Annotated in this window: 10 protein-coding genes and 2 pseudogenes; 4 read left to right on the top strand and 8 right to left on the bottom strand. The window is 69.8% G+C overall.

Features of this window, described 5'->3' with window-relative positions; all coding sequences use genetic code 11:
* Positions 1-194: 194 nt before the first annotated feature.
* Positions 195-1,520 (top strand): RICIN domain-containing protein, encoded by a 1,326-nt coding sequence (locus tag AB1460_RS32940; protein WP_368966114.1) that lies wholly within the window; start codon positions 195-197, stop codon positions 1,518-1,520.
* 561 nt (positions 1,521-2,081) lie between these two features.
* On the opposite strand, the gene AB1460_RS32935 is transcribed toward AB1460_RS32940, so the two are convergent.
* Positions 2,082-2,294, bottom strand: coding sequence for a hypothetical protein (locus AB1460_RS32935; protein WP_368966113.1), 213 nt, complete (start codon positions 2,292-2,294; stop codon positions 2,082-2,084).
* Positions 2,295-2,322: 28 nt separating this feature from the next.
* On the bottom strand, positions 2,323-2,637 hold the full coding sequence (locus AB1460_RS32930) for a hypothetical protein (protein ID WP_368966111.1): 315 nt from the start codon (positions 2,635-2,637) through the stop codon (positions 2,323-2,325).
* Positions 2,638-3,414: 777 nt separating this feature from the next.
* On the opposite strand from AB1460_RS32930, the gene AB1460_RS32925 reads away from it, so the two are divergent.
* Positions 3,415-4,536, top strand: a complete 1,122-nt coding sequence (locus AB1460_RS32925) for a hypothetical protein (RefSeq protein ID WP_368966110.1) — start codon at positions 3,415-3,417, stop codon at positions 4,534-4,536.
* A 12-nt stretch (positions 4,537-4,548) separates the two neighbouring features.
* Here the strand turns inward: AB1460_RS32925 and AB1460_RS32920 are convergent, their stop codons facing one another.
* Positions 4,549-5,403 carry a helix-turn-helix domain-containing protein gene (locus tag AB1460_RS32920; RefSeq protein ID WP_368966108.1) on the bottom strand — a complete coding sequence of 285 codons (855 nt, stop codon included), beginning with the start codon at positions 5,401-5,403 and terminating at the stop codon, positions 4,549-4,551.
* Positions 5,404-5,549: 146 nt separating this feature from the next.
* On the opposite strand from AB1460_RS32920, the gene AB1460_RS32915 reads away from it, so the two are divergent.
* A complete protein-coding gene (locus AB1460_RS32915; protein WP_368966107.1) occupies positions 5,550-6,695 on the top strand; it encodes an NAD(P)/FAD-dependent oxidoreductase in 1,146 nt (381 codons plus the stop codon).
* Positions 6,696-6,927: 232 nt separating this feature from the next.
* Here the strand turns inward: AB1460_RS32915 and AB1460_RS32910 are convergent, their stop codons facing one another.
* The 5 genes and pseudogenes from AB1460_RS32910 to AB1460_RS32890 all read right to left on the bottom strand — a co-directional run.
* Positions 6,928-7,401, bottom strand: a complete 474-nt coding sequence (locus AB1460_RS32910; protein ID WP_368966105.1) for a hypothetical protein — start codon at positions 7,399-7,401, stop codon at positions 6,928-6,930.
* A 381-nt stretch (positions 7,402-7,782) separates the two neighbouring features.
* The gene (locus AB1460_RS32905; RefSeq protein WP_368966103.1) at positions 7,783-8,232 is read right to left on the bottom strand and encodes a hypothetical protein; all 450 of its coding nucleotides are present in this window, start codon (positions 8,230-8,232) and stop codon (positions 7,783-7,785) included.
* Positions 8,233-8,609: 377 nt separating this feature from the next.
* On the bottom strand, positions 8,610-9,089 hold the full coding sequence (locus AB1460_RS32900; protein ID WP_368966101.1) for a hypothetical protein: 480 nt from the start codon (positions 9,087-9,089) through the stop codon (positions 8,610-8,612).
* Positions 9,090-9,589: 500 nt separating this feature from the next.
* Entirely contained in the window at positions 9,590-10,789 is a 1,200-nt protein-coding gene (locus AB1460_RS32895; protein WP_368966100.1) for an RNA-guided endonuclease InsQ/TnpB family protein, read from the bottom strand.
* A 59-nt stretch (positions 10,790-10,848) separates the two neighbouring features.
* Positions 10,849-11,013 (bottom strand): annotated as a pseudogene (locus AB1460_RS32890) (transposase); the annotation flags it as partial.
* Positions 11,014-11,110: 97 nt separating this feature from the next.
* On the opposite strand from AB1460_RS32890, the pseudogene AB1460_RS32885 reads away from it, so the two are divergent.
* Positions 11,111-11,292, top strand: a pseudogene (locus AB1460_RS32885) (lanthionine synthetase); the annotation flags it as partial.
* Positions 11,293-11,416 lie beyond the last annotated feature (124 nt).

Genomic DNA, 11,416 nt, shown 5'->3' with positions numbered 1-11,416 from the left:
CGACCGTGTCGCTGACCTGCTGAACCGTCGCCCGCGGCAGACGTTGAACTGGGACACGCCCGCCGAAAGGCTCAATCAGCTGCTACTGTCGCAGAGCGGTTGATGCACTGACGGGTTGAGCCCGCCGGCAGCAGATCGCCTTCTGCTCGCGCGATCCGGCGGTCAGCAGCCGGCCCGGTGGCTACGCGGTGGCAGTGGGAATCGACAGCAGAGACCAGCCGAGAACCACCCAGCCGGTCTATCTGCGCGGCGGGGAAAAATGTGACGAGCTGCGGAATATGTGGTTCAAAGGAATCGTCCGCATCGAATGGCATGACGCCGCTGGAAAGCTCGTGAAGACCACCAGGTGCGCCGTGCCGATCAACAAGATTAGCCCTTGGATTCACTGCGACGACACCCCCGTTCACACACAGCTACTGAACTGGATGTCGGAAGAGATCGCGACGAACCTGCAGAGTCCCGAATTTCGGGAGATCCAGATTAATCACCCCGAGCGTTTGATTGAGCCCGTGCCGCTGGATCTGTCGAGAAAAAACGCCTGGGTGCTGTGGTCGAATCAGGTTCGACCTGATGGCCCATGGGATCATAAAAAATTTATAATAGATACCTACGGAGCATCGAGCTATTCCTTGGACAAGGGGCGGGGTCGGTACTACTTCCAATGGTATGACACCCGCTACCTGCTCTCCCACGACTTCTGGTCCAACTTCCACTACGGCTACGTCGGCCGTGCGGCGGGATTCCTGGAGCCCGTCCTGCGGGGCGCGCACCAGGTCGCCGGGGCCGGCGGCACAGACGACGGTGACCGGCTCACGGTCAACATGGGGATCGCCTACTTCGCGGAACATGGCCCGGGTGGTGTAGACCCGGCAGCCCTGGACTCCTTCCTGCGCCGGTACACGGGCCAGCTGCTGGGCACCGGCGTGGTAAAGGTCATCCCCTACCGCGCTGAGGCCCCGGCCGAAGGGCTTGGCCCGGCCGAGCCCCGTCCGGACGCTCCGGTGCGGCCGACCACGCCCACCCGCCCGGACGCGCCGCAGCCGCCGCGGCCCGGAAGCGACGCGATCACCACCTGGGTGAGTGTGCTGACGCCGAACGGGAGCGCCGGCCCCAAGGTGCTCGATGTGAAGGACGGCTCCCGGTCGGACGGGGCGCGGGTCCAGCTGTGGCAGCGGAACGGGAACCAGCAGCAGTACTGGACCATGGAGCGAAAGGGCACGTACCAGGGCCACTCCTACTACCAGCTGGTCAACCGGAGATCCGGCAAGTGCCTCGACATGGCGACCGATGTGCCGGCGGGCAACGGGGTCCGCGTGCAGCAGTGGCAGTGCAATGGCACGCCCAACCAGCACTGGGCCGCCGTCCCGGTCGAGTCGGGTAGCCGGGGGAAGTGGGTTGAGCTCGTCAATCTGCACAGCGGGCGCTGCCTCGACGTCACGGGCGTCAACCACGCCGACGGCGCGCTGCTGCAGGTCTGGGACTGCGCCGGAGGCTGGAACCAGCGCTTCAACATCTACTAGCGGGACCCTCGACCGGCGGTCGATGTCGTAGGCCCGTGGCCTGCACCGCCGCCCAGCGCGCTGGCCCGCAGGGCCCAGGGACGGTGGACGCCCCCGATCTCACAGGGGCGGTCCGCCGTCCCTCTCGCGGCGCGCCCCCTCCTCAAGATAATCAACAACGTTGACGATGCGTATCTCCACTAACGATCTTGGTGGGGTTGATGGCTGGGGAGCGGTCGGGGTCCGGGCGTCGGGTGGCCCCAGGCCAGGCAGATTCTGATCGTGCCGGAGATCTGATCGCTTCTCCGCCGGGTTCGTGTTGTCTCTGGCCCGCCGGCGCTTTTCCGCGCCGGCGGGTGACCCACTGCCGTAGGCGCGCGCCCAAGGGGGCGCCCACCAGCGGCGCGGAGAAGATCGTCGTGTGGGCGAGGGCCTCTGGCCAGGAGTCCTCGAACACGAACCGGCAGAGGCAGGCCAGCAGCCCGCCGATGATGAGTACGAGCAGGGCGAGGAACAGGACCCAGCGACGTCGTCCGCGCCGTGGTCGGTCCGGGTCCTGGGAGACGGGGGTGCCTTCGTGTCTCACGGTTCGGCCGGGTGGTTTGGCGGGTGGGTGGGGCCGGCGACGTGTGGGCGCAGGGCGGTGTCGGGGGTGTCGGGGGTGTCGGTGAGCCTGACCTGGTGGGGTTGACCGGCCTTGCGGGAAATGATCATGATCGACATGTACCCCGCCGCCGCAACAATCACCGGACGCGACCGGATCTCGCCCTCCTCATGAGGGCGCCTCGGCGCCACCGGCATCATCATCGCCAGCAGCATCGCCCTACCGCGGCTGCTGGTGGGAGGCCTCGCGATCCAGGCGGACCCCTCCCACCAGGATCCAGACCACCCAGCAGCACACGACGCCCAGCGTGACGAACGCGCCCGCGATCGACCCGTCGTTGGGGCGCCCGAACGCCAGACCGACCAGCGCGCCGAGCGCGGGGAACACCGTCGCGACCACCAGCCCGAAAGCGAATCCGATGCCTCGCGCCCGCCAGGTGAGGGGATGGGCCAGGAGCTCGGTATTGCGAGGGCCGACCAGATGGAGAACGCGGCGGATGGGGTCAGGCTGATCGGTGCGCCGTCCAGTCCGCATCGGCTTCTGCCCTCCACCTGTCTGCCACGGTGGCTACACCGCCTGCCCGATGTACCCGGCACGGTGAGACTGCCCGGGTTTCACCCGTTCATGCGACCGGGGCGGGCCCCTCGCCACCACGGCGGCCCGCAGGCCGCATCCGCCGCCCGATGGTTGCGTCGCCGTCGCGCCGATCGTCGCGCCGGCCGCCGGCCGCCGGCGTCCCGTCCGGATGGACAGGCGAGCCTGCTCCCCGCGCGTCGCGCCGGGGACTGAGGCGGACCATCCTGCAGGATCGGCCACAGGCCGGAATGGTGGCCGTCGAAGACGGTCAGGCAGCCGGATCAGATAGTCGGCCCTTCATTCCCGGGGAATCGCGGCTGCGACCTTCTCCCGGGACTTCTCACTCCTGTTGTCGCCGTCTCCGGAGGCGGGACCGGATCCAGCAGGTCGAGGAGATACATCAGACCCGCTGCCAGCGGTGCTGGTAGGGGCGCGGCGTTCGCGGGCACGGTCCCACCGCCATCACCGGCCGCCACGTCTGTCTGATCGGGTGATGACGGCCGGCGCTGTGACGAGACGGGAGGCCCTGAGGCTGTTGGTCCGGGGGCCGCGCGACGAGCCCACCAAGGCCCGAAGCACCGGGTCCTGCCTGACACACATGTCGGCTGGAGTCAGGAACCGGCGGAAGAACTCGGTGTAGTCGTCATTGTTCACAAGTTGGTGAACCGATATTCGTGGCCATGCGTCAGTATCGCCATGGGAAATTATCCGGTCCGCGCATCGCGGTGGCCTGTCGTGGCCTGTCTGGTCGATGTTGCCCGCTACGGCAGACGGCGTGCTCTGCGAGGGATGGTGTGGGCGGCCACGGCGCTGGTCATCGGTGGTCCGGCGCTGGCCTGTGGGCCGGCGGGCGGCGAGGTGACGGGCGGGCGCGGGCCCGAAGTCGCAGCACCTGGCGAACGCGGGGCATCCGAGGTGTCGGAGTCGGGCTGGCGGTCGGAGTCGTTCCGGGACGTGGTCATGGAGGTCCCGGCTTCCTGGGAGCCCGCGCCGGCACCGGGCGGTGACTGGTGCGCCGCGGTCGAGGGCAGGCCGCGGGCATTCCCCGACCGGCCTTACGTCGACAGCCGAGGCCCCTACCGGGCCGAGATGATGATCGGTTGCCCCGGCGGTGGGGAGGAGCCGGACCTGCATGGCGGTGGCGTGCCTCGCGAGTACTGGTCGCCGCATGTCCGGTTCGCCGCCACACCGGCCGCCGGCGGGGTCGAGGAGGTGCCGGACGGGCGGGTGAGCGCGCACGGCTGGACCCGGCTCGTCCGCACGGTCGGCGCGGCGAAGGTGTTCGTCCTGACCGACGAGGCGCACCTCGGCGAGGCCGGACGGATCATCGCCTCGGCCCGCCAGGTCGAGGTCGACCCGCATGGCTGCGCCGCCCGCTCGCCGATCCAGGCCGGCGGGTTCGCCCGTCCGCCGGCGCCGTTCGACGTGGCCCGGCTCGACGCCGTGGACGCGATCGCGGTCTGCCACTACGACCTGCACAGCCCGGTGGGCAGCCCCGGACTGCTGGCCTCCCGGAAGCTCGGTGGGGCCGCGGCGACCGCGCTGCTGGCGGCGATCAGGGCCGCGCCGGTGGGCGGGGGTCCGGACACGCCGGACACCTGCGCGAAGGACATGTGGGGGGACACCGGGATCGTGCTCCGCCTGGCGGCGGGCGGGTCGGTCCACGAGGCCTACGTCTACTACGACTGGTGTTTCGGCAACGGCATCGATGACGGAACCGCGCTGCGGGCGCTGACCACCGACACCTGCGCCCCGCTCTGGTCAGGACGCATCAGGCAGTCGGGCGGAAGCTCCGCACCCTTCGAGGTCTGCCATCCCAGCAGCGTGCCGGCCACGAACCCGACGAAGCCCCGCTGACACAGGACGACCTCAGGGCTGGACGAGACGCAGTGCCCGTGGCGGGGCCGCGGTGAGCGCGTGGAGCGCGGCGGCGGTCGGCTCGTCGGCGGGCAGGTAGACGACGAGGCGCTCGTCGTCGTCGGCCGGCAGTTCCAGGGTCTCGTAGGCGAGTCGTAGCACACCCGCCTCGGGGTGGTGGACGCGCTGGACGCCGCTGCCCCGGGCGAGCCCCGGAACCGTGGCGACGCGGTGGGTGAAGGCGTCGCCGGCGGTCACCGTCAGTTCGTCGGCGAGTGCGGCCATCGCCGGCTGTGCGCGAAACGGCCCCTGCTTGAGCGCGGCGACCTGCTCGTCGGCGACCTGCTGCCAGTCGGGGAACACCTCGCGGGCACGGGTGTCGGTGAACACGAACCGGGCGAGGTTGGGCTCCGTGGCGTCGAGGAGCCCGAGTGGCCGGGCGAGATGGTCGTAGCCCTCGGTGTGCGCGACGACGTCGGCGAGCCGGTTGAGCAGCACCGCGGGCGTCGGTTCCAGCCGGTCCAGCAGCAGCCGGACGGTCGCCCGGACGGTACGGGCCGGGCCGCCGACGCCCCGGCAGTTGAAGGTGGGGTCGGCCGCCTTGGTGAGGCGGTGCAGGTGGACGCGCTCGCTGACGGTCAGTCGCAGGGCGTCGGCGAGGGCGGAGAGCACCTGGGACGACGGCTGGCGGTCGCGGCCCTGCTCCAGGCGGGTGACGTACTCGACGCTGACGCCGGCGAGCGCGGCCACCTCGGAGCGGCGCAGGCCGCGCACGCGGCGGCGCGGCCCGGCGGGCAGGCCCACCTCGGCCGGGCTGACCGCCTCGCGGTGCACCCGCAGGAACAGCCCGAGCTCGTTGTCGCCCACCAGCCGACCGTAACAGCGCCGAACGCCGCGGTCGTGTCCCCGCCACTACCACCATGACCGCGGCCTTCCTGCCCGCGCGGCCCGCCGTGACAGTCGTTCCCGAGACGCCCGGCACACGCCGGACCTCGGAACCGAGAGGAGCGGACATGGGAAGCACGATCGTGGTCGTCGGCGGGGGATACGGCGGAACGGCGGTGGCCAAGGCGCTGGAGGCCGAGGCGCTGGACGCCGGGGCAGAGGGAACCGGAGCGCTGGACGCAGGGGCGGTGGAGATCGTGCTCATCGACCCCGGGGACGCGTTCGTCAACGTGGCCGGGTCGCTACGGGCGCTCGTCCAGCCCTCCTGGGCGCCGCGGATGTTCTTTCCGTACGCCACGGCGCTCACCCGCACCACGGTGCTGCGCGACCGCGTCGTCTCGGTCGACCCCCGGGGCGTCGTGCTCCAGTCGGGACGGCGCGTCGACGCGGACTACCTGGTCCTCGCGACCGGCTCCCGCTACGCCTACCCGGCGAGGCCGACCGCCGACGCCACCGACGAGGCGCTCGACGAGCTGCGCCGGACGCACAAGGAGCTGGCGGGCGCCCGGCGGGTGCTGATCGCCGGGGCGGGCCCGGTCGGGCTGGAGCTCGCCGGCGAGATCAGGGAGGTCTGGCCGGACATGGCGGTGACCGTCGTCGACCCGGCCGGGGAACTCCTCGCCGGCTACGAGCCGGCGCTGCGTGACGACCTGCGCCGCCAGCTCACCGACCTGGGCGTCGACCTGCGGCTGGGCACCGCCCTGACGGCACCGCCGCCCGTCGCGCCCGGCCAGGCCGCGACCTTCACGGTCACGACGACCGGCGGCGACGAGATCACCGCCGACCTGTGGTTCCAGGCCCACGGGGCCCGCGCCAACAGCGACTACCTCGCCGAGGGCCGGCTGACCACGCTCACCGCGCGCGGCCAGGTCGCCGTCACCGAGCACCTGAACGTCCGCGGGTACAGCACCGTCTACGCGATCGGTGACCTGACCGACGTCGCCGAGGAGAAACTGGCCGCCTACGCGCTGGCACACGCCGAGATCGTCGCCGGCAACATCGGCGCCCAGCTGCGGGGCCTGCCCCCGACGGCCACCTACCAGCCGCGGCCCTACCCGATCATCCTGCTGCCGCTCGGGCCGCGCGGCGGCGTCGGCCAGATGCCCGGCGCTGACGGCCCGGCCGTCGTCCCGGCCGCCGTCGTCACCGAGTACAAGGGCACCGACCTGTTCACCGCCCGCTTCCTCGAACAGTTCGGCCCGACGGCGGCCTGAGCACGACCAGGCTGCCGGGCTCCCACCGGGCTCGGGGCGGGAAAGACCGGCCGGTCGGGCTGGCTCGGTGCTGGTAGCCGCCGGCAGGTGAGCATTCTCTTCGCCTGGATCGAGTTCGAGTCCCGGCGTCAGATCGTGCCCCTGCCGGTGGTCGGAGAGCTGACTCCCCATGGGAGGGTCGTGGCTGCCTGGCGTGGCGCGGCCACGTGATCAGGCCAGCCGGCCCGCGGCGTCAGGCGTCCGACGGGTCCCGCCGAGACGGCTGGCGATTCTGGTGGTCGACAGTGCTGGGGAGCGCGGGCCGGGACCGTGCCCGCAGGGTGCGCCAGCCTTTGCGCAGGTAGAAGGCGATGACCCAGATGATCCACGGGGCGAGTAGTCCCATGCCCACGAGAGCACCGACGGTGGCGCCGTCATCGGCCCGGTCGAACGGCGTCCCGATCAGTGCGCCGACTGCTGTGAGCGCTCCCATGACCAGGGCGGCGACGAGTCCCGCGCCATCGCTCGTCCCAGGCGCCGCGGCCTCGACACTCGCGGGGCTGATCCGGTCGAGCAGGCGTCGCGGACCAGAATGCTCGCTTCGTTGGGTAGACATGGCCACGGTCCCCTCCGACTCGACCAGCGGTACTGACATGTCCCGCCAGACCGGTGCCCTCCGCCGTCCCGGATACACCTCGGCCACCGTCTCGCGGTCGCGCAGGGTCACGGCATCCAGCTGTGCTCAGCTCGATATGGCTGGTGGCACAGGGCGACGGCGGACATGCGGCTGACCGGGAACATGCCCGGGGCCGAGTGAGCGCAGGGCCGGACTCGCCGCCATCAGCTCCTTGTCGAACCCCTCGGCATCGGTCACAGTGGGACGCACAGCCATCGCGTATCTCCTCATCGAGTCGCTTGCGCCGGTTTCTCGTGAGGATCACGCGCTGGTCGCTCTACGTCACAGATCGCCCCTCCGGCGAGTCACTAGACGATCGCGATCCGTACATCACGTCTCTGGACTCCACTTCGCCGTCGCGCCAGCAGGTCGGCCAAGGCGCCGGGCGACGGATCGCTGTTTGTGCCGCCACCGGCCTCCTCCCATAGGGGACTATCGGATGGCCTCGTCGACGACGGTCGTCAGAGCAAGGCCCACCCAACCACGGGCAACCGGCTCGGCCTGCGCATTCACGACGACGGTGCTGCTCCGGCCCGAGCTGTAATGACGTGCGGTGTAACGAACGGTGCGGTACCGGCCGCTCTCCCGGGACAGCTCGACGACGTTTCCCGTGCCGTAGGTGTCGACCAGCTCCCGGTAGGCGACAGCGCTTGCTTCGTCGGCCATCCGGACCCAGGAGACCGCGACCAGGAGGACGTCCCCCCTGCTGTCCTTGCCCTGGAACTGGGCGCGGAAGAGGTCCGCACACGGGTGAACACGGAAGAAGGCCTGGACGGCTCCGTAGGCATGCTCGGCGCAGTTCGCGCCGTCGTGTTGCAGCTGACCGTCGAGGTGCAGCCCCCTCCGTGCCAACCGCGTCTTGATCGAGGTCAGGTCCTCCACTGTTATCTCGGCCTCGGTGCATCGCCGGGGTGTCGAACAGCTGTGTGCGGAATCCGATGACCTGGGCGCGCGGGCAATCGACACCGAGCCGTCCAGAGCGGAACCGCCGAACATGATCGCCACGACTGAGACCGTAATCGTGAATTTCACGACGAGTCGGCCTGGCCGTTTACCTCCATCACCATTGGGCGTCCGTCGGGTATGGGGACGTACCCGTGTACCGTCTCGCCGCTCATACCCGCGAACTCGGGTATCGCCTGCCATCACGATGCTCCGTTGCATCCGTTTGCCGCGGAAAGAATGGGGAAATACGGCCGCGCCCCGGAGACCGGTGAACGGTCGGGGCCGCGGCGGCTGTGACTGCCAGCCGGACCTGCTCAGCCGGCGAGGACCTGCACGGCGATGCCGCAGCCCGCCACCACCGCGCAGAGGACCATGGCGTAGAGGGCGAGCACGTTCCGGAACGTCACCTGTTCCGGGGCTCCGATCAGAACGGACTGGGCTGCAGGCGCGCGACGATGGCCGCGCAGCAGGCGAACACCGGTCTGTGCGGGAGACAGCGGGTGGCGTGGGCTCGTGACGGCCCACAGATCACGTCTTTTGAATTCCCGGTGGTGCCCGCACCCGGTGGCCGTGCCGTAGACCAGGTTCTCGCACATCAGCGCGGAGTCCGGCGCTGTCCGATAGGCCTTGCAGATGGTCGGCCAGGCCGTCAGACGGATGGCCAGCACCACGACGAGGTAGAGCGGAATCGCGAACCACCACACGGAAACGGACAGCCAGACCGTCGGCAGTGCGATGACTGCGCACCCCACAAGAATCTTCCGCTGTTTCTGGCGGCGGGTAGGTCGACTCATCCCCGGTTCGTCACCTTTCGCATGCCGATCGGTTACTGGAACTACCTTCGGGTGGTGCGGGGATGACAACATGAGGTGTTGAGCGCCTGCCGCTTGAACGTCACACCAGTACGTCTTCTCAGACGCAACGCAGCAATTAATTCCGGCGATCCCCCGACCGGGCCACAACGGCCACCAAAGAGTAGCCGGTAGCGGTGGCGGCGCTGTTCCCGCTCGATCCTCTCCGGAGGGGGAGGCGCGCTGAAATTGCAGGTAGCGGCATCGCGTGTTTGCGTCAAAGACAGCATTCTTGTGACGCAATTCACAATTTAATGTGGTCGATCCGAGGACGTCGAGCGGATAGGCCGCCGCTTGAACGGAGCCTTATCAAGGATCGGCTCCACTCTCTGCTGGATGCCGTGCTCTACAAACCCAGGCGGGTGGCGGCGTTGTCGTCCCAGAGGGTGCCGTCCTCGCGGTAGCGGTCCGTGACTACTCCGACGGTTGAAGCCGCAGGCTTCTCAGGCCACTTGCGCGTCCTGACGGGCCAGCCCAGCCCGGAGAATGTTGACCGCCGCGTTGACGTCGGCGTGCGCCGAGTGTCCGCAGGCGACGCAGACGAACTCGGCCTGGGTCGGCCGGTTCTCGGCGGCGCAGTGGTTGCACTCCGCGCAGGTGCGGGAGGTGTTGGGGGCGGGAACTGGGATCACCGTCCGTCCGGCGCTTTCAGCCTTGGCGTACAGGATTCCCAGGAACACCCCCCATCCCGCGTCGTGGATCGACCGGTTGAGCCCGGACTTGGCGGCCTGCCCGTTCGGCAGGAACACCCCCGGGCTGTCAGGATCGGGCCTGGCCCTGACCCGACGGACCATGCCTGTGATGGTGAGGGCCTCGACAGCGATCAGGTCGTGGTCGCGGACCAGACCGAGCGCGGTCTTGTGCGCAAGGTCGGCCCGCTGGCGGGCGACCTTGCGGTGCAGCCCGGCGACCCGGGCGACTGCCCTGCCTCGCCGCTTCGAGCGACGCTCCTTACGGGCAAGGTCGCGCTGCGCGTCGGCCAACCGGCCGGCGGCGCGCTCCAGAAGCCGGGGGTTTCCGTAGTGCCGGCTGTCACTGGTCGTGGCCAGCGAGGCAATCCCGAGGTCGATACCGACGACCACACCGGTAGCGGGCAGCGGCTCGGCGGGCACACCGTCGCAGGACAGCAGCACGTACCAGCGGCGGCCTTCCCGCTTCACCGACACCGTCTTGACCGTGCCGCGCACGGGCCGGTGCTGGTTGACCCTGACGTGGCCGACACCCTGGAGTCGGACGAACGTCCGGGCAGGGTTGTCGGGTTGGGAGTTCCAGCGGCAGCCGTCGCCGTCCTTCGGCCAGTCAACGGTGTCGAACCAGTTCCGTCCTTTGAATCGCGGGTAGCCGGGCGTCTCACCGGCCTTCACCCGGCGGAAGAACGCGGCGAACGCCTTGTCGAGGCGGCGCAGGGTGGCCTGCTGCGACGAGTACGACCAGCGTGCCTGGTCGGGATCGTAGCTGCGGATCTCGGAGAGCTGGCCGGCCTGCGTGACGTAGCGGACCGTCGTCTTCGACGGGTGCCGCCAGGCGTCCCGGCGTTCCTGCAACGCCGCGTTGTAGAGGTTCTGGTGGTCGTCGAGCATCACGGTCAGCGCGGCGGCCTGACGGACAGTCGGGCGGAGCTGGAACCTGAAGGTCCGCCTCACCCGGCACGCTCCCCGAGCCACAGCCGCCCGTCCTGCGCGTCGACGTACCGCCGCTGGTGCGCGACGACCAGCCAGTCGTGTGTGGCGCACTTCTGCCGGATCAGCGCGTCGAACCGGTCACGGACCAGCCCGACAAGGACAGCACGGCGGCACTTCGGGCACCACACAACGTGATAGCCGAGGTCGCAGACCCCACCTGTGCCCTTCGCCACCCGCCGCCCCACACCGACGGTTATACCACCATAGCCTGGTGTGACCGTTGTGGTCCGTGCCGGATTCCCCTGCCGCCTGAAGGCGACAGTCCCCTCCGGAGGTATCTGATGGTGGCCGCAGTGGCTCACCCGCGACGACCTACACGCCGGGTACCCACCCAGCCGGGCCCCGGACGACCATTGCTGTGTTACGGGACGCCCGGGATCGCCCGGGCGCTCCAACTCGCCGCGATCGCCCTCGCCGACCCGGCACGTCAAACCGACGCCGAGCACGCCTTCGCGACCTGCCTAGGGCCTGTTCTGGGTTCGGATCATGGGGTTGGGAGGCTGCGTAGCCAGAGGATGGATCCGCGCAGGTGCAGTCCTGCGGCGTAGCTTTCGGGTGTCTTGTCGTAGCGGGTGGCCAGACCCCGCC

The organism is Parafrankia sp. FMc2, assembly GCF_041008525.1.
In the GTDB taxonomy this organism is placed as follows: domain Bacteria; phylum Actinomycetota; class Actinomycetes; order Frankiales; family Frankiaceae; genus Parafrankia.
This window is presented reverse-complemented; position numbering and strand designations above follow the sequence as displayed.